This window comes from Methylobacterium sp. ME121, from assembly GCF_000974725.1.
Taxonomy (GTDB): Bacteria; Pseudomonadota; Alphaproteobacteria; order Rhizobiales; family Beijerinckiaceae; genus Methylobacterium; species Methylobacterium radiotolerans.
This window is the reverse complement of record NZ_BBUX01000032.1, coordinates 13,298-34,196: the sequence shown is the minus strand read 5'-3', so window position 1 is coordinate 34,196 and position 20,899 is coordinate 13,298. Positions and strand designations below refer to the sequence as shown.

The window sequence follows — 20,899 nt, the reverse complement described above, 5'->3', positions numbered from 1 at the left end:
AACTGACGGGAACGCCGCCTCGCGCGGCACGGCTGAAGCGCCGCGGCAGCGGCATGGCAGAAGCGCCGCGCGAGCGGCCTGGGATGACGAGACGCGTGCTGTGACCTCCACGATCCATCGACCGGACAGGACCGACGCCGCGACCCGCCGAGGCGGCCGCGGGCGGCGCCTCCTGCCGCTCCTCGCCCTGCCGCTCCTGACCCTGCTCGGCGGCTGCAACTTCGTGGTCCTGCACCCGGCCGGCTACGTGGCCGAGCAGCAGCGCAACCTCGTGCTGGCGGCGACCGGGCTGATGCTCCTGATCATCGTCCCGGTGATCGCCTTCACGCTGATCTTCGCGTGGCGCTACCGCGCGACCAACGAGGACGCGGTCTACGATCCCGAATGGCACCACTCGACCCAGCTCGAGGTGCTGATCTGGACGGCGCCGCTGATGATCATCATCGCGCTCGGCGCCCTGACCTGGATCGGGACCCACACCCTCGATCCGTTCCGGCCGCTCAGCAAGATCGACCCGAAGCGCGACGTCCCGGCCGGTACCGTGCCGCTGGAGGTCGAGGCGGTGGCCATGGATTGGAAGTGGCTGTTCCTCTACCCGCAATACGGGATCGCCACGGTCAACGAGCTCGCCGCGCCGGTGGACCGGCCGATCCGCTTCAAGATCACCGCCACCGACGTGATGAACACGTTCTACGTGCCCACGCTCGCCGGCATGGTCTACGCGATGCCCGGCATGCAGACCCAGCTCCACGCGGTGATCAACCGCGAGGGCGCCTACGAGGGCCGCTCGGCGCACTACAGCGGCGCCGGCTTCTCCAACATGTTCTTCAAGTTCCACGGCCTCACCAACGAGGGCTTCGACAAGTGGATCGCCAAGGCCAAGGCCGAGGGCGGCGAGCTCACCCAGGAGGCCTACCTGAAGCTCGAGGAGCCGAGCGAGGCCGAGCCGGCGCGGTTCTACAAGGCGTACATGAAGGGCCTCTACGACCGGATCATCGGCATGTGCCCGCGGCCCGACCAGATGTGCGTCGGCGAGATGGTGAAGATCGACGCGCAGGGCGGGGCCCACGGCGCGGAGGCCGCCGAGAACTACAAGCGCCTGCAGTACGACAACCGCCTCGCGGAGCGCGGCGTCGAGGGGCCCGGCGCGACGGCGCCGGCCTCGGAGACCCTGCCCCACGGCCAGACGCAGCCGCAGGGCATGAAGCCGCGGCCCGACATGGGCAACCCGGACGTCCGGGGCCAGAAGTCGCCCGACAGCCAGGGCAAGGGCTCCGGCGAGGGCCAGAGCGAGGGCGGCCAGATCGCCCCCAAGCAGCTGAACCAGTGAGGCCGCGCGTGCTGACAGCGGACTCCACACACACAACCGGCGGTCGCCGTCGAACCCACTGAACGGGCCGATCCCATGTTCGCAAACCTGGACCTACAGCAGCTGCTCGTCGGGCGATTTACGATCGAGCAGATCCCCTATCACGAGCCGATCCTGCAGGCGACGTTCGCCGGCGTGGCCGTCGTCGGCCTCACCGTGCTGGGCGTCATCACCTACTACCGCTTCTGGGGGCCGATGTGGCGTGACTGGATCACGTCGATCGACCACAAGAAGATCGGCATCATGTACTGCATCTTCGCGGGCATCATGCTGCTGCGCGGCTTCGCCGACGCGATCCTGATGCGCTCCCAGCAGGCGGTCGCCTTCGGCGATCAGCAGGGCTTCCTGCCGCCGCACCACTACGACCAGATCTTCACCGCCCACGGCATGATCATGATCTTCTTCGTGGCGATGCCGTTCGTCACGGGGCTCATGAACTTCGCCGTGCCGCTGCAGATCGGCGCCCGCGACGTCGCCTTCCCGTTCCTGAACAACTTCAGTTTCTGGATGACGGTCGCCGGCGGCCTGCTGGTGATGGTCTCGCTGTTCGTCGGCGAGTTCTCCCGCGCCACCTGGCTCGCCTACCCGCCCCTCTCCGGGGCGGCGATGAGCCCCGGCGTCGGCGTCGACTACTACATCTGGGCGCTGCAGATCGCCGGTATCGGGACGCTGCTCTCGGGCATCAACCTGGTCGCCACCATCGTGAAGATGCGGGCGCCCGGCATGACCATGATGAAGCTGCCGATCTTCGTCTGGTCGGCGCTGTGCACCAACATCCTGATCGTGGCCGCCTTCCCGATCCTCACGGCCGTTCTCGCGATGCTGTCGCTCGACCGCTACGTCGGCACGCACTTCTTCACGAACGACCTCGGCGGCAACGCCATGCTGTACTTCAACCTGATCTGGATCTGGGGTCACCCGGAGGTCTACATCCTGATCCTGCCCGCCTTCGGGGTGTTCTCGGAGATCACCTCGACCTTCTGCGGCAAGCGCCTGTTCGGCTACACCTCGATGGTCTACGCGCTGGTGGTCATCACCATCCTCGCCTACCTCGTGTGGCTGCACCACTTCTTCACGATGGGCTCGGGCGCGGACGTGAACTCGTTCTTCGGGATCACGACCATGATCATCTCGATCCCGACGGGCGCGAAGATCTTCAACTGGATGTTCACGATGTACCGCGGCCGGATCCGGTTCGAGGTGCCGATGCTGTGGGTGGTGGCGTTCATCGTCACCTTCGTGATCGGCGGCATGACCGGCGTCCTCCTGGCGGTGCCCCCGGCCGACTTCGTCCTGCACAACTCGCTGTTCCTGATCGCGCACTTCCACAACGTGATCATCGGCGGCGTGCTGTTCGGCATGTTCGCCGGCGTGACCTTCTGGTTCCCCAAGGCCTTCGGCTTCAAGCTCGACGAGTTCTGGGGGAAGATGGCCCTCGGGTTCTGGGTGACCGGGTTCTACGTCGCCTTCATGCCGCTCTACGTGCTCGGCCTGATGGGCGTGACCCGGCGCATGCAGCACTTCGACGACCCGTCGCTGCAGATCTGGTTCGTGATCGCCGCCATCGGCGCGGCGCTCATCGCCTGCGGCATCGCCTCGCAGATCGTCATGTTCGTGGTCTCGATCCGCAACCGCGACAAGCTGCGCGACCTGAGCGGCGACCCGTGGGGCGGCCGGACGCTGGAATGGTCCACCTCCTCGCCGCCGCCGGACTACAACTTCGCCTTCACGCCGGTGGTCCACGATTCCGACGCGTGGTGGGACATGAAGAACCGCGGCTTCGACCGTCCGCTCAAGGGCTACAAGCCGATCCACATGCCCAAGAACACCGCGGCCGGCGCGATCCTGGCGGCCCTGAACCTCATCTTCGGCCTGGCCATGGTCTGGTACGTCTGGTGGCTGGCGATCCTCAGCTTCGTGGCGATCTTCGTCGTGGCGATCGCCCACACCTTCAATTACAATCGCGACTACTACATTCCCGCCGACGTCGTCAGTCGGACGGAAGGTCAGCGGACGCGCGAACTGGAGATGGCGTGATCCGATGATGCACGCGGAGACTGCACCCCCCGGCGCCGCGGCGCCGGTCTTCTACCAGATCGACGAGGAGGGCCATCATTCCGAGGGCTCGACCATGCTCGGGTTCTGGCTCTACCTGATGAGCGACTGCCTCATCTTCGCGACCCTGTTCGCGACCTACGGGGTGCTCGGGCGCAGCTACGCGGCCGGCCCCACCCCGAAGGAGCTGTTCGACCTGCCGGGCATCGCGGTGAACACCGCCATGCTGCTGTTCTCGTCCATCACCTACGGCTTCGCCATGCTGGAGATGGACCGGGACCGGGTGAAGCAGACGCAGATCTGGCTGGCGGTGACCGGCCTGTTCGGCGCGGCCTTCGTGGCGCTGGAGATCCGGGAGTTCGTCCACCTGTTCCACGAGGGCGCGCCGCCCTGGCGCAGCGCGTTCCTGTCCTCCTTCTACACGCTGGTGTCGACCCACGGCCTGCACGTCTCGATGGGCATCCTGTGGCTCGTCGTGCTGATGGTGCAGGTGGGCAAGCGCGGCCTGATCGTCGAGAACAAGCGCCGGCTGATGTGCCTGTCGATGTTCTGGCACTTCCTCGACCTGATCTGGATCGGCGTCTTCACCGTCGTCTACCTGATGGGAGTGCTCGAATGAGCGCCGACGCACACCACCTCACCGGTCACGGTCAGGACACGCACGACGCCCACGCCCACAGCGAGGGCGGCCACGGTACCTTCCAGAGCTACATGACGGGCTTCGTCCTGTCGGTGATCCTGACGGTGATCCCGTTCTGGCTGGTGATGGGCAACGTCCTCGACAACAGCCTCGTCACCACCCTGGTCATCCTGGCGCTCGGCGGCGTCCAGATGGTCGTGCACGTCATCTACTTCCTGCACATGAGCACGAAGTCGGAGGGCGGCTGGACCTTCATGGCGCTGATCTTCACCATCACGCTGGTGGTGATCATGCTCGCCGGCTCGGTGTGGGTGATGTACCACCTCAACCACAACATGATGCCGATGGATGCCCACGACGTCATGAACAACGCCCGCTGAGCGCGCGTCCGGAGATGAGGCCCGCGGGGCCGGGAGGGGGGGCTGATCCGGGACCGGCCCCCTCCCCGGCCCCGCTCTTGTTGCTGCGGCGCGCCGTGTTCGGCGTCGGCGCGGGAATCGTCTTCCTGGTCCTGCTCGGCCTCGGCACGTGGCAGGTGGAGCGGCGGGCCTGGAAGCTCGACCTGATCGCCCGGGTCGATGCTCGGGTCCACGCCCCGCCCGTGCCGGCCCCCGGCCCCGCCGACTGGCCGCGCGTCGGCCCCGACGACGCCTACCGGCACGTCCGGCTCTCCGGCACCTTCCTGAACGATCGCGAGACCCTGGTTCAGGCCGTCACGGAACTCGGCGGCGGCTTCTGGGTGCTGACGCCCCTGCGGCGTCCGGACGGCACCCTCGTGCTGGTCAATCGCGGCTTCGTGCCCGGCGCCCGGCGCGATCCGGCGACCCGGGCGGCCGGGCAGCTCGCGGGCGCGGCGACGGTGACCGGCCTCCTGCGGCTGACCGAACCGAAGGGCGCGTTCCTGCGCGCCAACGATCCCAAGGATGACCGCTGGTACTCCCGGGACGTCGCCGCCATCGCGGCCGCGCGTGGCCTGGGCGACGTCGCGCCCTACTTCGTGGACGCCGACGCGACGCCCAATCCCGGCGGCCTCCCGGTGGGCGGGCTGACGGTGATCGCCTTCCCCAACAACCATCTCGTCTACGCGATCACGTGGTACGGGATGGCGCTGATGCTGGCCGGCGCCGTGGTCTACCTCCTGCGGCGCGGCCCGGGCGACCGGGACTCCGAGCTGCGCTGAGCTGCGCTCAGGCGCCTCCGCGGAAGCTTGACCGATAGGGGAGTAGCCCGCTCCGAGCGGGTCCCTATAATGGCGTGACAAACGCCACAACGAGTCAACGCCATGACCTCGCGCATCCCGAACTTCGCCGAAATCCCGCTCGCCGGCGAATCACTCGCGATCGCGGCCCCGGCGCTCGGCGAGCCCTGGATGACGCCGGAGGGCATCCTGGTGAAGGGCCGCTACGGGCCGGAGGACCGGGAGGGCATCGAGTTCCTCGACACCTATCCGGGTCTCGCGCCGTTCCTGCGCGGCCCCTACCCGACCATGTACGTCACCCAGCCCTGGACGATCCGGCAGTACGCCGGCTTCTCCACGGCCGAGGATTCGAACGCCTTCTACCGCCGCAACCTCGCGGCCGGACAGAAGGGCCTGTCGGTGGCCTTCGACCTCGCCACGCACCGCGGCTACGATTCCGACCATCCCCGCGTCTCGGGCGATGTCGGCATGGCGGGCGTGGCGATCGACTCGATCTACGACATGCGCACGCTGTTCTCGGGGATTCCCCTCAACGAGATGACCGTGTCGATGACGATGAACGGCGCCGTGCTGCCGATCCTCGCCCTCTACATCGTCGCCGCCGAGGAGCAGGGCGTGCCGCCGCAGAAGCTCGCGGGCACCATTCAAAATGACATTCTAAAAGAATTCATGGTCCGCAACACCTACATCTATCCCCCCAAGGGATCGATGCGGATCATCTCCGATATCTTCGCATATACGTCCAAGAATATGCCGAAGTTCAACTCGATCTCGATCTCCGGCTACCACATGCAGGAGGCGGGCGCCACGAACGACCTGGAGCTCGCCTACACGCTCGCCGACGGCGTCGAGTACATCAAGGCGGGGCTGGCGGCGGGGCTGACCATCGACCAGTTCGCCCCGCGCCTGTCGTTCTTCTGGGCGATCTCGACCAACTTCTTCATGGAGGTCGCCAAGATGCGGGCCGCGCGCCTGATCTGGGCGAAGCTCGTGAAGGGCTTCGATCCGAAGTCGGAGAAGTCGCTGGCGCTGCGCACCCACTCGCAGACGTCGGGCTGGTCGCTCACCGCCCAGGACGTGTTCAACAACGTCACCCGCACCAACATCGAGGCGATGGCGGCGACGCAGGGCGGCACGCAGTCGCTCCACACCAACGCGCTCGACGAGGCGCTGGCGCTGCCGACCGACTTCTCGGCCCGGATCGCCCGCAACACCCAGCTGTTCCTCCAGCAGGAGAGCGGCACCACCCGGATCGTCGATCCCTGGGGCGGCTCCTACTACGTGGAGAAGCTCACCGCCGACATGGTCGCCCGGGCCTGGGAGCACATCCGCGAGGTCGACGGGCTCGGCGGCATGGCCAAGGCGATCGAGGCCGGCATCCCGAAGCTGCGCATCGAGGAGGCCGCCGCGCGGGCGCAGGCGCGGATCGATTCCGGCCGCCAGACTATCGTGGGCGTGAACAAGTTCCGGGCCGACGACGAGATGGCGATCGAGCTGCTGCGGGTCGACAACGGCAACGTCCGCCGGCTCCAGATCGACAAGCTCAAGCGCCTGCGCGCCGAGCGCGACGAGGCGACGGTCGCGGACCGGCTCGACGCGCTCACGAAGGCCGCCGACGGCGCCGGCAACCTGCTGGAACTCGCCGTCGACGCGGCCCGCGCCAAGGCGACGGTGGGCGAGATTTCCGAGGCCCTGGAGAAGGCCTGGGGCCGGCACCGCGCCGAGATCCGCTCGATCTCCGGCGTCTACAAGCGCGAGGTGGGGGGCATGTCGCCTGTGGTCGAGGAAGTCCGGGCGCTGGTCGAGGCGTTCGAGGAGAATGACGGCCGCCGGCCGCGCATCCTGGTCGCCAAGATGGGCCAGGACGGGCACGACCGCGGCCAGAAGGTGATCGCCTCGGCCTTCGCGGATCTCGGCTTCGACGTGGATATCGGGCCGCTCTTCGCCACGCCGGCGGAGGCCGCCCGCCAAGCGGTGGAGAACGACGTCCACATCGTCGGCGTCTCGTCGCTGGCGGCCGGCCACCTGACCCTGGTGCCGGAGCTGAAGGCGGCGCTCACCGAGCAGGGCCGCGACGACGTGATGATCGCCATCGGCGGCGTCATCCCGCCGGGCGACTACGAGGCGCTGACGGCGGCCGGCGCGGCGGCGATCTTCCCGCCCGGCACGGTGATCGCCGAGGCGGCCGCCAAGCTGATCCGCGCGCTGAACGAGCGGCTGGGCTACGCGGCCCGGCAGGCGGCGGAGTAGGGCGAGCCTCCCGCGGTGGCCGGGCTTGGCCGCCCCGATCCTTCCCGCCCCCGCCCTCAACCGGAGATGCCGGAGCGCAGCGGAGGCCTCGAAGGAGGCCTCCGGCCAGTCGCGCGATCCCTGACCCCTCCTCGGAGGCTCCCTGGCGCGGGCACCGCAGAATGAGGCGGTGGCATGGGATCGGCCGGCCCCGGGGATGGGGCGCTCAGTTCAGCGCCTGCGGGTCCGCCTCCGTGAGGAACGCCCCGACGGCGTGGAGGAACTGCATGCGGTTCTTCTCCATCATCACCGTGTGGGTGCCCTCCCCCAGCTCGACGAAGCGCTTGTAGGGGGCGTGGGTGAGCTTGGTGAAGTACTCCTGCGCCTGATAGCTCGGCAGGTCGGCGTCCCACTCGGCGTGGATGATCAGCACCGGCACGCGGATCTCGCCCGGGTCGTAGAGCGGCTTGCCGGCCGCCCAGTAGGCGTCCTTGTCGGCGACCGTGCCGTTCGGTGCGCGCAGGACCGGCGGCGACCGCTTCGCGCCGGCCGCGTCGGTCGCGAAGGTCGCGTCGGCCCACTGGTCGAACCAGCCCGCCGGGATCAGGTCGGCCTTCTTGTCCTCGGGCACCCCGGTCAGCCAGCGGGCCCGGGCGCTGTCCCGGCTGACGGTGCGGTAGGCACCCACCTTGCCGCCGCCGCCGATCAGGCCCGGCGTGCGCGCGAGCCATTGCGGCGCGTAGAGGACGAGACGGTTGACGCTGTCGTTGTGGGTGCTGGTGTAGAGCCCCATGGTGGAGGTCCCCCAGGACCAGCCCATCAGGTCGATCTTCTCGACGCTGCGCCGCTTCTTGATGAAGTCGACGACCTGTCCCACGACCTTGGCGGCGTCGGGCGTGCGCATCAGCGGCGGGTTGTCGTCCGGCGGCGCGTCCATGGCGGCCGGGCGCCCGGACAGGCCGTAGCCGGGCAGGTCCACGCAGTAGACGTCGAAGCCGAGGCCCGCGAGGTAGTCCATGGCCGACATCCCGCCGAGGGGCAGATCGAACGCCGTGGAGGACGGGTAGGTCGAGCCGTGCACGTAGAGCAGGATCCGGTCGCCCGGGAACGTGTCGGTGCCGGCCGGGCGCTTGTTGCGCACGTAGATGTCGACGCCGGGCTCGCTCCAGGGCAGGCGGAACTCCTCCGTCGCCAGCCGGCCCGGCGGGGCGGCCGCCCGCGCCGGCGTCGCCGCGACCGCCGCACCGACGGCGAGGGCTCCGACCAGATGGCGCCGGGCCAGGCCCCGGGGCGGATCCTTGCCCGGGGGCGCCCGGTTCGGATCTGTCTGCGCGCGTCTGTCCGCCATGGTTTCCTCCGGCCCGCCTTGTCTGGCGGCTCCGGTCATTCAACCCACGGGTGTCGACCGGTGCAACGCCCGGCGGCGCGGGCGGCCGGACAGGCGGCGGATTCCGTCGCCCGATCCGGCGAAACAGCGTGAAAAAAGCCCGTCCCTGTCGCCGGGGCTGGTGACGCCGCGCCTCCGCGCGGGCATTGAGGCGGGAGAGCCCGGGAGACGCCCGCTTATGACGACCCCGACGACCGTCGCGACCACGCCCTTCCCCGACCAGAAGCCGGGCACCTCCGGCCTGCGCAAGAAGGTGCCCGTGTTCCGGCAGCCGAACTACGTCGAGAACTTCGTCCAGGCGATCTTCGACACCCTCCCCGACAAGGCCGGCGCCACCCTGGTTCTCGGCGGCGACGGCCGGTTCCTCAACCGCGAAGTGGTGCAGAAGACGCTGCGCCTCGCCGCCGGCAACGGGTTCGGCCGGGTCCTGGTCGGGCGCGGCGGCCTGCTCTCGACGCCCGCCGCCTCCTGCGTGATCCGGAAGGCCAAGGCGCTCGGCGGCATCGTCCTCTCGGCGAGCCACAATCCCGGCGGGCCGGAGGGCGATTTCGGCATCAAGTTCAACGCCGCCAACGGCGGCCCGGCGCCCGAGTCGGTCACAGACGCGATCTTCGCGCGCGCCAGGGCGATCACGGACTATCGCCTCGTCGAGGCTCCGGACCTCGACCTCGACACGCTCGGCGACACCCGCCTCGGTGCCATGACGGTCACGGTGATCGACCCGGTGGCCGACTACGCCGAACTGATGCGCACGCTGATCGACTTCGACGCGGTGTCGCGCCTGTTCGCCTCCGGCTTCCGCATGCGCTTCGACGCCATGAGCGCGGTGACCGGCCCCTACGCGACGGCGATCCTGGAGGGGATGCTCGGCGCCCCCGCAGGCACGGTGGTCAACGCCGTCCCGAAGGAGGATTTCGGCGGCCACCACCCGGACCCGAACCCGGTCCACTGCCACGACCTGTTCGACCTGATGCAGGGCCCGGACGCGCCGGATTTCGGCGCCGCCTCGGACGGCGACGGCGACCGCAACATGATCGTGGCGCCGGGCCTGTTCGTGACGCCGAGCGACAGCCTCGCGCTGCTCGCCGCCCACGCCCACCGGGCGCCGGGCTACGCGGGCGGGCTCGCGGGCGTCGCCCGGTCGATGCCCACGAGCCGCGCCGCCGACCGGGTCGCGGCCGCCCTCGGCATCGAGGCCTACGAGACCCCCACCGGCTGGAAGTTCTTCGGGAATCTCCTCGACGCGGGCCTCATCACCCTGTGCGGCGAGGAGAGCGCCGGCACCGGCTCGAACCACGTGCGCGAGAAGGACGGGCTCTGGGCGGTGCTGCTCTGGCTCAACATCCTGGCGGCCACCGGCGAGCGCGCCGACGCGCTGGTGCGGGCGCATTGGCGCACCTACGGGCGGGACTACTACGCCCGCCACGACTACGAGGAGGTGGATTCGGACGCCGCCAACGGCCTGATGGACGCGCTCCGCGGGAAGCTCGCCGGGCTGCCGGGCACGCGGATCGGCGAGCTCACGGTGTCGACGGCCGACGAGTTCGCCTACCGCGACCCGGTGGACGGCTCGCTCACCGAGCGCCAGGGCATCCGGATCGGCTTCGCCGAGGACGCGCGGGCGGTGTTCCGGCTCTCGGGCACCGGCACCGCCGGGGCGACGCTGCGGGTCTACCTGGAGCGCTACGAGAACGCGCCGGACCGGCTCGACTTGGCCGTTGCCGAAATGCTGGCCCCGGTCGCGGCCGCGGCCCGCGCGATCGCCGAGATCGCGCCGCGCACCGGCCGAGCCGAGCCGAGCGTGGTGACCTGAGGGAGCGGGGCGTCACGCCGCGAGGTCCTTCACCATGTGCACGGTGACGTCGTCGTCGCGGGTCCGGCCCGGTCCGTCGTAGAGCTCCTCCCGCTCCACCCGGTAGCCGAGCGCGCCGTAGAGGCGCAGGTTCGCCGTGTACTTCTTGTTGGTGTAGAGGCGCAGCCGCGCGAGCCCGGCCTCGGCCGCGACCGCGTCGGCCCGTCCCATCAGCCGGCTGCCGAAGCCCCGGCCCTGGAAGGCCGGGTGCACCGCGACGTTGACGACCAGCAGGTGATCGGCCTCGGCCCGCGTCTCGATCAGGCCGGCGAGATCCGGGCCGGCCAGCAGCAGGTCGAAGCGGTGGTCGCGCAAAGCCTGCGCGTAGTCCGCCTGCATGGGGATCGGCAGGCGGCCGATCACCGGGATCCACTTGGTGTAGGCCGCCTCCACCAGCGCCCGGACCGCCTCCGCGTCCGCCTGCGCACCGCGCCGGAGCGCGACTGACTCGTTCATCTGACCTCTCACGGTTGACCGCGGCGTCTCCGTCCCCTAAAGACCCGCCCGTCGATGGGGCCCCGCACGGGGCCCCGTCGCGTTTTCACGCGCACCCGTGGGCGGGATCCTCCCGCCCTGTCGTCCCGGACCGCGAAGGGCCGGGAAAAGGAGGGCGCGTTCCTCATTCTCGTCACGAGAGGACGCGGAAAATATGTCGAAGCGGATTCAGGCGAAGCACAAGCTCGACCGCCGCATGGGCCAGAACATCTGGGGCCGCCCGAAGAGCCCCGTCAACCGCCGCGAGTACGGCCCCGGCCAGCACGGCCAGCGCCGCAAGGGCAAGATGAGCGACTTCGGCACGCAGCTGCGCGCCAAGCAGAAGCTCAAGGGCTACTACGGCAACATCACCGAGAAGCAGTTCCGCCGCTACTACGCCGAGGCGATCCGCCTGCGCGGCGACTCGGGCGAGAACCTCGTCGGCCTGCTCGAGCGCCGCCTCGACGCCGTGGTCTACCGGGCGAAGTTCGTCGCCACCCCGTTCGCCGCGCGCCAGTTCGTCAACCACGGGCACGTCAAGGTGAACGGCGTCCGCGTCAACATCCCGAGCTACCAGGTGAAGGCCGGCGACCTGATCGAGGTCAAGGAATCGTCCCGCCAGCTCGAGATCGTCATCGTGGCGACCCAGCTCTCCGAGCGCGACGTGCCGGACTACATCGAGGCCGACCACGCCAAGATGACCGCCCGCGTCACCCGCATCCCCAGCCTGTCCGAGGTGCCCTACCCGGTGCAGATGGAGCCGAACCTCGTCATCGAGTTCTACTCCCGCTGATCCTGTCGCCCCGGCGACCGGTGGAGGGGCTGCCCGTTCGGGCGGCCCCTTCGCGTTTCGAGGGCCCCGGCCCGACCGCCGGCCACCGCCGGCCGGGGCGGGGGTCGGGTCTCAGCAGCCGTGGCAGATCGACCCCATCGTGTGGCGCATCTTGCTGTCCCAGGCCTTCGAGCGGGCCTCGGCGGCCTTCTGAGCCTTGATCATCTCGGCCTGGCTCACGGGCTGCGGCAGCCCGGTGGCCGCGGCGTTGCCCGGCGCCTTGGTCTGGCTCATGGGGGTCACCCGGCGGCCGCCCACGATGGGACCGGTCGGGGCGGCGGCCGGTCCGGGAGCCGCGCCCGGAGCCGGGCTCTGGGCCAGCGCCGGTGTCGCCCCGAGCAGGAGGCCGAGAAGCAGCGCGGGACGAAGAATTGCCATGGACCTGATCTCCCCGGCGGAGGATCCTGTGCCGGCCCCGCCTCATCTGGCGGCGATCCTATCCGATCACACCTTTAAAATCATGCCGACGGCAGATCTCCGGTGAGCGCCGGTCCGCCCCTGAACCGCCGGGAGGCCGTCGCCGCGGCCCTGGCCCGCCTCGCCCCGCGCCTGCCGGATTTCGAGGCGGAGGCCGCCCTCGACCGGGCGCTGGCGAGCCCCGGCCTGCGCCGCGCCGCCCCCGAGACGGCGGCCCGCCTCGCCCTCGTGAGCTACGCGCGCCACGTCTTCACCGATTACGACGAACTCCTGGCCGACGGCTACGACCGGGACAGCGCCCGGCACTTCGTCCTCGACGACCTGAACGCCGCGCTCGCCGCCTGGGGCGCCGCGCCGGTCCCCGAGGACGAGCCCGGCGAGCCCGAGGCCGATCCGCGCTGAGGTGGTCGCGCCGGGCTCCGCCATGCTGTAGGAGACCGGCCCGGGACCGCTCATGGAGATTGGCAGCAGACCATGAAGATCAGCGCGCGCAACGTTCTCAAGGGCACGGTCGTCTCGGTGGACAAGGGGGCGACCACCTCCCACGTGAGGATCGAGATCAGCCCCGGCCAAGTGGTCACCGCCTCGATCACCAACGAGGCCGTCGAGTCCCTCAAGCTCGTCGCCGGCGGTCCCGCCTACGCGGTGATCAAGGCCTCCGACGTCATGGTCGCCGTCGACTGACGACGCCCATCTACCACGCTCCGGGCTCCGGTGGGGGCCGGCCGCCTTCGCGCCGCCGCCGCCGCCGGATAGGATGAGTCCGGACAAGGAGTTCCGCGCGTGCAGAAGACCGTGCTCGGCATCGAGACCACCTGCGATGAGACCGCCGCCGCCGTGGTGTCGATCGACGAGGACGGTGTCGCTCAGATCCGCGCCAACGAGGTGCTCAGTCAGATCGCCGAGCACGCGGCCTACGGCGGCGTCGTGCCGGAGATCGCCGCCCGCGCCCATGTCGAGGTGCTCGACCGGCTGATCGCCCGCGCCCTCGACCGGGCCGGGACCGGCTTCCGGGACCTCGACGGCATCGCGGTGGCGGCCGGGCCGGGGCTGATCGGCGGCGTGCTGGTCGGCCTCGTCACCGCCAAGACCCTGGCGCTCGTGACCCGCAAGCCCCTGCTCGCCGTCAACCACCTCGAGGCCCACGCCCTCACGGCGCGGCTCACCGACGGCATCGCCTTCCCCTACCTGCTGCTCCTGGTCTCGGGCGGCCACACCCAGCTCGTGGCCGTGCGCGGCGTCGGCGACTACGTGCGCCTCGGCTCCACCGTCGACGACGCCATCGGCGAGGCCTTCGACAAGGTCGCCAAGCTCCTGGGCCTCGGCTATCCCGGCGGCCCCGAGGTCGAGCGCGCGGCCGAGGCCGGCGATCCCGAGCGCTTCGCCCTGCCCCGGCCGATGCTCGGCCGCCGCGAGGCCGACTTCTCCCTCTCGGGCCTCAAGACCGCCGTGCGGATCGAGGCCGAGCGGATCGCCCCGCTGGCCGAGCGCGACGTCGCCGATCTCTGCGCGAGCTTCCAGGCCGCCGTGGTCGACGTGGTGGTGGACCGCGCCCGGGTCGCCCTGCGCGCCTTCTCGGACGTGGCCGGACGGCCCACCGCCCTGGTGGCGGCCGGCGGCGTGGCGGCCAACGGTGCCGTCCGGCGGGCGCTGGCGTCCCTGGCCGGCGAGGCGGGCCTGAGCTTCGTCGCCCCGCCCCTGCCGCTCTGCGGCGACAACGGCGCGATGATCGCCTGGGCCGGGCTGGAGCGCCTGCGCCTCGGGCTGGTGGACGACCTCACCGCCCCGGCGCGGCCGCGCTGGCCGCTGGCGGCCGCCCCGGCCCGCGCGGCGGTCCCGGCCGGATGAGCGCGGCGGACCGGCGCGCCCACTGGCGGGACCTGGTGGAGCGCCGCCTGCCCGGGGCCGCCCGGCCGGGCTGGCCGGTGCGGCTCGACCATTGCTTCGCCCGCATCCTCCTGGACCACGCCTGCGGCGGCGCGTGGCGCGACCACGTCCGCCCGCCCGCCCACGCCACCATGCCCCTCGCGCAGCTGGAGCTGGCGATCGCGCTCGGCGAGGCGGTGCTCGCGGGTCGCGCGGATCTCGCCCTCCTCAACCGCCGCTCGCTCGCGTGGCGCGGCAAGATCGCCCTCGCGCCGGTCCCAGCGGCTCTCCGCGACGGCGACCTGATCCTGCGCCGCTGGCGCTCGGAGGACGCGGCGCCGTTCGCGGCGCTCAACGCCGATCCGGCGGTGATGGCCCACTTTCCGCGGACCCGGACCGCGACGGAGAGCGAGGCCGAGGCCGGCCTCCTCGACCGCCGCTTCGTGGCGGACGGGTTCGGCCCCTGGGCCCTGGAGCGCGCGGGCCGGTTCGTCGGCTTCGCCGGCGCGATGCGGATCCTGCGCCCCCTGCCCTTCCCGGGCGGTGACCGGCCCGGTTCGACGGTCGAGCTGGCCTGGCGCCTCGCGCGGGATTCCTGGGGCCTGGGGCTCGCCACGCGCGCCGCGCGGCTCGCCCGCGCCGACCTCGCCGGGCGCTGCGGGATCCGGGACGTCGTGGCCTTCACGGCGGCCGGCAACGGCCGCTCCCGCGCCGTGATGGAGCGCCTCGGCATGCGCTTGGCCGGGACATTCCCGCATCCGGCGGTGCCGGAAGGGCCGCTGCGCGACCACGTGCTCTACCGGCTGGACTGCGCGGACAGGGAGGAAGCGGCATGAGCGCCGAGACCCCGATCAACGTCGTCGGCGGCGGTGCCTGGGGCACGGCGCTGGCCAACGCCGCCGCCGGGGCCGGCCATCCCGTCACCCTCTGGCTGCGCGACGCCGGGGCCGCTGCCGCCCTCCAGGCCCAGCGGGAGAATCCGCGCTACCTGCCGGGCGTGCCCCTCCACCCGGCGATCCGGGCGACGGGCGAGGCCGCGGACCTCGCGGGTGCGCGGGCGACGCTCTTGGTCGTGCCTGCCCAGACCGTGCGCGGCGTACTGGAATCCCTGCGCGGGCCCCTGGCGACGGCCGGGCCGGTCATCCTCTGCGCCAAGGGGATCGAGCGCGGCAGCGACAGCTTCATGAGCGCGGTGGCCGAGCAGGTCCTGCCGCCGGGGGCGCCCGTGGCGGTCCTGTCCGGCCCGAGCTTCGCCATCGACGTCGCCCGCGGCCTGCCCACGGCCGTGACCCTGGCGGCGTCCGATGCCGGCCGCGCCGCCGCCCTGAGCGCTCTGCTGTCGGGACCGAGCTTCCGCCTCTACCACACCGACGACGTGCGCGGCGTCGAGATCGGCGGTGCCGGCAAGAACGTGCTCGCCATCGCCTGCGGGATCGTGGCCGGGCGCGGGCTCGGCGAGAGCGCCCGGGCGGCGCTGATCGCCCGGGCCTTCGCCGAGCTGATGCGCTTCGCCCGCGCCTTCGGCGGCCGTGCCGAGACCCTGATGGGGCTCTCCGGCCTCGGCGACCTCGTGCTCACCGCCTCCTCGCCGCAATCGCGCAACTTCGCCTTCGGCCAGCGCCTCGGCGCCGGGGCGAGCCCGGCCGAGGCCGCGGGCGGCAAGCTCGCCGAGGGGGCGTTCACGGCCGCGGCGCTCGCCGGGCTGGCCGCCGCCAAGGGCATCGAGATGCCGGTCGCGGCGGCCGTCGCCGCCATCGTGGCCGGCACGGCCAGCGTCGACGACGTGATCGCCGGCCTGCTGGCCCGGCCGCTGCGCGGGGAGACCGACTGAGCGCCTGCCCCGGTCCGCAGCCCCCTCACGCCGCCGAGGCCGCCGGCCCCGGCGGGACGCCGCGGGCGTCGCCGTGGGTGTGGGTCGAGAAGCGCGCGATCGGTGCCGGCCGGCCCAGCAGGTAGCCCTGGGCGAGGTGGCACTGCTCGTCGGCCAGGAAGGACAGCTCCTCGGCGGTCTCCACGCCCTCCGCCACCACGGCGAGCCCGAGGCCGCGCCCCAGCCCCAGGACGGAGCGCACGATCGCGGCTCCCTGCGGGTTGCTGTGGACCGCCTTGATGAACGAGCCGTCGATCTTGATCCGGTCGAACGGGAAGGAGCGCAGGTTCGACAGCGACGAGTAGCCGGTGCCGAAATCGTCCATGGCGATGTGCACGCCGAGCGCCTTGAGCTGGCGCAGGGTGAGGAGCGCCCGGGCCGGGTCCCGGATCAGCGCGGTCTCGGTGATCTCGATCTCCAGGCGCTCCGCCTTCAGGCCGGATTCGTACAGGGTGCCGTGGACGAACTGGACGAAGAGCGGATTGTGGAGCTGCACCGCCGAGACGTTGACGGCGATCGCCAGCGGGTTCGGCCAGCCGGCCGCCGCCCGGCAGGCTTCCCGCAGCACCCAGGCGCCGATCTCCAGGATCGCCCCGGTCTCCTCGGCGATCGGCACGAACACGGCCGGGGAGATGCTGCCCCGTTCGGGATGGCGCCAGCGCAGCAGCGCCTCGAAGCCCGTGATCGCGCCGGACTCGATCTGGGTCTGCGGCTGGTAGACGAGTTCCAGCTCGCCCTTCGCCACAGCGTGGCGGAGGTCGTGCTCGAGCTGGCGCCGGTCGCGGATCTGCGCGCCCATGCTGGCGTCGTAGCGCCGGCAGGTGCCGCGCCCCTCGTTCTTGGCCCGGTAGAGGGCGGCGTCGGCGTGGCTCAGGAGCGCGCGCTGGTCCGCGGCGTCGTCGGGATAGACCGCGATGCCGATGCTGGTGGCGATCACCGGGCCGGAGGCGGCCGGCACCGCCGCCAGGGTGGCGAGGATCCGCTCGGCCAGCCGCTCGGCGGATCCGTCCGCCTGCGGCGTCAGGATCGCGAACTCGTCGCCGCCGAGGCGCGCCATCAGCTGCCGGGGATCGAGCAGGCCGCCGACCCGGAGCGCGAGGTCGCGCAGCATCGCGTCGCCGGCCGCGTGGCCGAACAGGTCGTTGACCTCCTTGAAACGGTCGAGGTCGAGGCACAGCACCGCGAGCCGGCCGCCCAGGGCGTCGGCGGTGCGCATCTCGCGCTCGAGCCGCGCGTGGAAGCTCGTGCGGTTGGCGAGGCCGGTGAGCGCGTCGTGGTGGGCGAGATAGTGGATCTCGCTCTCGGCCCGGCGCCGGGCGCGCAGGTCGCGCACCGCCACGGCGTGGTGCGGCAGCCGCCCGTACTCGGCGACCGGGCGCATGATCACCTCGACCGGGATGGGGGCGCCCCCTGCCGGGACGAGCTCGGTTTCCAGGGGCTGGTCGGCCGTCCCGGTCCCGGACACGAGGTCCGGCAGGTAGGCTGTCAGGCTCCGGCCCGTCAGGAGGGCCGCCTCCAGGCCCGCGAGCCGGGCGAAGGCCTCGTTGGCGCTGACGATCTCGCCGCCGCGGCAGACGACGAGGCCCTCCACGGCCGCGTTGGCGAGGCTGCGCAGGCGCTCGCGCTCGAGATCGGCGCGGCGGCGCTCCCGCAGGTCGACCATCAGGGCGGCGCCGGCGAGCAGCAGGATGAAGCAGCTCGCCACCGCCACGGCCGCGGCGAGCCACCCGGTCCGGATCGCGCCGGTGGGGATCGCCACGGTGGGGTCGGGATGGAGGGTCACCGCGCCCATGCCGGTGAAGTGGTGGGCGCAGATCGCCAGGATCAGCAGCGCGACGCCGCCGTACCGACCCCGGACCGTGGTGGCCGACAGGCCGACCACCAGGGCGGCGGCGCCCAGACCCGCGCCGAGGGCGACCGAGACGACGACCAGCGCGGGATTCCAGACGAGGTGTCCCGCCACCTGATAGGCGGCCATGCCGGTGTAGTGCATCGTCGCGATGCCGCCGCCGACCACGGCGCCGCCGAGACCCGCCTGGATCGCCCGGCCGGACGCGGCCAGGGCGAAGCCGAGCCCCGTGATCGCGACGGCGTCCACGTAGGAGAGGAGCGTCAGCCCGACGCCGTAGCCCGAGGGCAGCCCCGGCTCGAAGGCGAGCATCGCCAGGAAATGCGTCGCCCAGATCCCCGATCCGCCGGCGGCGGCGGCCACCGCGAGCCAGACGTAGCGGCTGAATCCGCCGGCCCCGCCGGCATGGATGAGCAGCTCGATCGCGGTGGCGCTCGCCAGCGTGCAGACCAGGGCCGCGAGGGCCACTAGCCACAGGTTGTGTTCCCCGACGAAACAACCGACGACTGCGAGCATCTATGCAACCGAGAATTGGTAGTTGATGATTTGTACGGCTATTGGCATGCAGAATTTAATATTTACCCAAGAAATACGATAGAAGATCTGCGGCGTTTGACGCGGGTTCTGCTTGGCCGGCGGTGCCGCGCGCGGCCGGGGCCGGGCCGGCCTGTCCCGGAGGGCCGAAGCTGGGCTATGGCGGGGCGCGCCGCCCGACCGGGCGGTCCACTGGGACTTCAGCGATGGCGTACTGGCTGTTCAAATCCGAGCCCGCGACTTGGTCGTGGGATCAGCAGGTCGCGGCCGGGGAGGCCGGCACGTACTGGAACGGCGTGCGCAACCACCTCGCCAAGAAGCAGCTGATGGCCATGCAGGTCGGCGAGCGGGGCTTCTTCTACCACTCGAACGAGGGCAAGGCGGTGGTCGGCATCGTGGCGGTGATCCGCGCCTACTATCCCGACCACACGGACGAGACCGGCCGCTTCGGCATGGTCGACGTCAAGGCCGTGCGGGCGATGCCGAGCCCGGTGACGCTCGAGGCGATCAAGGCCGACCCGGCGCTCGCCGACATGGTGCTGGTCAACAATTCCCGCCTGTCGGTGCAGCCGGTAACCGAGGCCGAGTGGGCGCGGGTCTGCGCGCTCGGCGGTCTCGGCTGAGCCGCGGCGCGCCGCCCGACGGCCGGCTCAGGCCGCGCGGTTGAGGGGGCCGCGCACGGGGCCCACGAAGTCCGGCTCGACCTCGACCGGCGGCAGCGTGTCCATGACCCGGGCGGCCGGCAGGGTCACCACCACCTCGGTGCCCTCGCGGGGCTTGGAGGACAGCTGGAACTGCCCGCCGTGCAGCTCCACCAGCCCCTTCACGATCGGCAGCCCCAGGCCGGAGCCCTGCTCGGCGGTCTTGATCGCGAGCGAGCCGCGCCCGAACGAGGACAGGACCGTGCCGAGCTCGTCCTCGGGGATGCCCGGGCCGCTGTCCTTCACCGACACGTACTGCCCGCCGGAGGCGGTCCAGCCGACCTTCAGCCAGATCTCGCCGCCCGGGGGCGTGAACTTCACGGCGTTCGACAGGAGGTTCAGGACGATCTGGCGCAGCGCCCGCTCGTCGGCCCAGAGCCGCGGCAGCGAGCCGTCGACGAGGTCGTGGAAGGTCTGGTTCTTCGCCTTGGCCCGCAGGCCCATCATGTGGCGGCACTCCTCGACCACGTGGGCGAGCTGCACCGGCTCCTCGTTGAGCTCGTAGCGCCCCGCCTCGATCCGCGACAGGTCGAGGATCTCGTTGATCAGGTTCAAGAGGTGCATCCCGCTGTCGTGGATGTCGTGCGAGTACTCGCGGTAGGACGGCGCCGTGTGGGTGCCGAACACCTCGTTCTTCATCACCTCCGAGAAGCCCAGGATGGCGTTGAGCGGCGTGCGCAGCTCGTGGCTCATCGTGGCCAGGAACCGCGACTTGGCGAGGTTGGCCTCCTCGGCCCGGCGGCGGGCCTCGTCCGAGTTGGCCTTGGCCTGCTCCAGCTCGCCGAACACCGCGTCCTTCTCGGCGCGGGAGCGCAGGGCGCCCACCGTCGAGGTGTAGAGGCGGCGGGACAGGCCGAGGAAGAAGACCTGCGCGCCGCCGGCCATCACCACCAGCATCAGCAGGTCCATCCCGCGGGAGAAGGCCGCGAGCGAGGCGGTGGCGAGGGCCAGCGGCACCAGGGCGGCGACGGCGGCGAGCGGCACCGTCGCGGCCAGCATGGTTGTGACCGCGGAGGCGATGACGAGGCCGAACAGCGCGAAGGTCCAGCCGCCGGTGGTGCCGAGCCCGATCATCGCGGCCCACGACAGGCTCTGCAGCACCTCGCCGACCAGGAAGCGGCGCCGCCAGCGGGCGAGCGGGATCGTCGCTGGGTCGGCGCGGAGGAAGCGCCGGCTCAACGTCGTGTTGAGCGTGATCATGAGGAAGACGCCGAGCGCCCAGGCCGCCGCCACCGGCGGCGCGATCCAGAAGGTCGCCGCCGCGGCCAGCGCCGCCGCGAACCCCGCCAGCGGGATGCCCGCCCCGGCCCGGTACTGGGCGTAGTGGCGCAGCAGCTCGTAGTCGAAGGCCCGCTCAAGTCCGGTCTGCGAGGTCAGCTTCTCGCGGGCCGAGCGGATCTCGCGGGCAACCCCGAGGCGGCGCGCCGCCTCCTCCGTCGAGGGGCCGCGACCGCGCTGGACCATCTCGACGGTGAGATCGGACATGCGCTTCTTGAAACTCGGCTCGAATGCGCGGACGGGCGGCGGTGGCTGGGAAGCACTCCGTGAGGATGGGGTGGATGTGTTAAGAAGCGGCTGCCGACATCCCTGCAATCTTAAGCATCGCGGGCTGTATCGAGACTGTCG

Annotated in this window: 19 protein-coding genes; 14 read left to right on the top strand and 5 right to left on the bottom strand. The window is 71.4% G+C overall.

What is annotated here, in order from left to right; all coding sequences use genetic code 11:
- The first annotated feature begins 100 nt into the window (after positions 1–100).
- From cyoA to scpA, 6 genes are all read left to right on the top strand, one after another.
- Positions 101–1,330, top strand: a complete 1,230-nt coding sequence (gene cyoA / locus ME121_RS19230; RefSeq protein ID WP_012318714.1) for a ubiquinol oxidase subunit II — start codon at positions 101–103, stop codon at positions 1,328–1,330.
- Positions 1,331–1,405: 75 nt separating this feature from the next.
- Positions 1,406–3,406 (top strand): cytochrome o ubiquinol oxidase subunit I, encoded by a 2,001-nt coding sequence (gene cyoB, locus ME121_RS19225; protein WP_029359356.1) that lies wholly within the window; start codon positions 1,406–1,408, stop codon positions 3,404–3,406.
- Between the two features lie 4 nt (positions 3,407–3,410).
- Complete coding sequence (gene cyoC, locus ME121_RS19220) at positions 3,411–4,043, top strand: cytochrome o ubiquinol oxidase subunit III (protein ID WP_012318716.1); 633 nt, start codon at positions 3,411–3,413, stop codon at positions 4,041–4,043.
- Positions 4,040–4,444 carry a cytochrome o ubiquinol oxidase subunit IV gene (gene cyoD, locus ME121_RS19215; RefSeq protein WP_043073575.1) on the top strand — a complete coding sequence of 135 codons (405 nt, stop codon included), beginning with the start codon at positions 4,040–4,042 and terminating at the stop codon, positions 4,442–4,444. Before cyoC ends, cyoD begins: the two co-directional genes overlap by 4 nt.
- Positions 4,445–4,458: 14 nt before the next feature.
- Positions 4,459–5,244, top strand: a complete 786-nt coding sequence (locus ME121_RS19210) for an SURF1 family protein (protein ID WP_491892851.1) — start codon at positions 4,459–4,461, stop codon at positions 5,242–5,244.
- 102 nt (positions 5,245–5,346) lie between these two features.
- On the top strand, positions 5,347–7,512 hold the full coding sequence (gene scpA, locus ME121_RS19205) for a methylmalonyl-CoA mutase (protein WP_053622456.1): 2,166 nt from the start codon (positions 5,347–5,349) through the stop codon (positions 7,510–7,512).
- Between the two features lie 205 nt (positions 7,513–7,717).
- Here scpA and ME121_RS19200 read toward each other — a convergent pair whose 3' ends face one another.
- Positions 7,718–8,839, bottom strand: a complete 1,122-nt coding sequence (locus ME121_RS19200) for an alpha/beta hydrolase (RefSeq protein WP_012318720.1) — start codon at positions 8,837–8,839, stop codon at positions 7,718–7,720.
- Positions 8,840–9,056: 217 nt separating this feature from the next.
- On the opposite strand from ME121_RS19200, the gene ME121_RS19195 reads away from it, so the two are divergent.
- Positions 9,057–10,691 (top strand): alpha-D-glucose phosphate-specific phosphoglucomutase, encoded by a 1,635-nt coding sequence (locus tag ME121_RS19195; RefSeq protein WP_012318721.1) that lies wholly within the window; start codon positions 9,057–9,059, stop codon positions 10,689–10,691.
- 12 nt (positions 10,692–10,703) lie between these two features.
- Here the strand turns inward: ME121_RS19195 and ME121_RS19190 are convergent, their stop codons facing one another.
- On the bottom strand, positions 10,704–11,186 hold the full coding sequence (locus tag ME121_RS19190) for a GNAT family N-acetyltransferase (RefSeq protein WP_012318722.1): 483 nt from the start codon (positions 11,184–11,186) through the stop codon (positions 10,704–10,706).
- Positions 11,187–11,379: 193 nt separating this feature from the next.
- Between ME121_RS19190 and rpsD the strand changes: the two genes are divergently transcribed.
- The gene (rpsD, locus tag ME121_RS19185; protein ID WP_010686187.1) at positions 11,380–11,997 is read left to right on the top strand and encodes a 30S ribosomal protein S4; all 618 of its coding nucleotides are present in this window, start codon (positions 11,380–11,382) and stop codon (positions 11,995–11,997) included.
- Positions 11,998–12,108: 111 nt separating this feature from the next.
- Here rpsD and ME121_RS19180 read toward each other — a convergent pair whose 3' ends face one another.
- Positions 12,109–12,414, bottom strand: coding sequence for a hypothetical protein (locus ME121_RS19180; RefSeq protein WP_012318723.1), 306 nt, complete (start codon positions 12,412–12,414; stop codon positions 12,109–12,111).
- A 102-nt stretch (positions 12,415–12,516) separates the two neighbouring features.
- On the opposite strand from ME121_RS19180, the gene ME121_RS19175 reads away from it, so the two are divergent.
- From ME121_RS19175 to ME121_RS19155, 5 genes are all read left to right on the top strand, one after another.
- Positions 12,517–12,855 carry a DUF2293 domain-containing protein gene (locus ME121_RS19175; RefSeq protein WP_012318724.1) on the top strand — a complete coding sequence of 113 codons (339 nt, stop codon included), beginning with the start codon at positions 12,517–12,519 and terminating at the stop codon, positions 12,853–12,855.
- A gap of 72 nt (positions 12,856–12,927) precedes the next feature.
- Positions 12,928–13,137, top strand: a complete 210-nt coding sequence (locus ME121_RS19170) for a TOBE domain-containing protein (protein ID WP_012318725.1) — start codon at positions 12,928–12,930, stop codon at positions 13,135–13,137.
- Positions 13,138–13,236: 99 nt separating this feature from the next.
- The gene (tsaD, locus tag ME121_RS19165; protein WP_012318726.1) at positions 13,237–14,301 is read left to right on the top strand and encodes a tRNA (adenosine(37)-N6)-threonylcarbamoyltransferase complex transferase subunit TsaD; all 1,065 of its coding nucleotides are present in this window, start codon (positions 13,237–13,239) and stop codon (positions 14,299–14,301) included.
- Positions 14,298–15,155, top strand: a complete 858-nt coding sequence (locus ME121_RS19160; RefSeq protein WP_053622455.1) for a GNAT family N-acetyltransferase — start codon at positions 14,298–14,300, stop codon at positions 15,153–15,155. The genes tsaD and ME121_RS19160 overlap by 4 nt, the downstream gene beginning before the upstream one ends.
- Positions 15,152–16,150 (top strand): NAD(P)H-dependent glycerol-3-phosphate dehydrogenase, encoded by a 999-nt coding sequence (locus tag ME121_RS19155; RefSeq protein ID WP_053622454.1) that lies wholly within the window; start codon positions 15,152–15,154, stop codon positions 16,148–16,150. The genes ME121_RS19160 and ME121_RS19155 overlap by 4 nt, the downstream gene beginning before the upstream one ends.
- 25 nt (positions 16,151–16,175) lie before the next feature.
- Here the strand turns inward: ME121_RS19155 and ME121_RS19150 are convergent, their stop codons facing one another.
- The gene (locus ME121_RS19150; RefSeq protein ID WP_053622453.1) at positions 16,176–18,554 is read right to left on the bottom strand and encodes a bifunctional diguanylate cyclase/phosphodiesterase; all 2,379 of its coding nucleotides are present in this window, start codon (positions 18,552–18,554) and stop codon (positions 16,176–16,178) included.
- Positions 18,555–18,778: 224 nt separating this feature from the next.
- Here ME121_RS19150 and ME121_RS19145 point away from each other — a divergent pair, with 224 nt between their 5' ends.
- Positions 18,779–19,195, top strand: a complete 417-nt coding sequence (locus ME121_RS19145; protein WP_012318730.1) for an EVE domain-containing protein — start codon at positions 18,779–18,781, stop codon at positions 19,193–19,195.
- 27 nt (positions 19,196–19,222) lie between these two features.
- Here ME121_RS19145 and ME121_RS19140 read toward each other — a convergent pair whose 3' ends face one another.
- A complete protein-coding gene (locus ME121_RS19140; RefSeq protein ID WP_029361125.1) occupies positions 19,223–20,758 on the bottom strand; it encodes a sensor histidine kinase in 1,536 nt (511 codons plus the stop codon).
- Between the last annotated feature and the right edge of the window lie 141 nt (positions 20,759–20,899).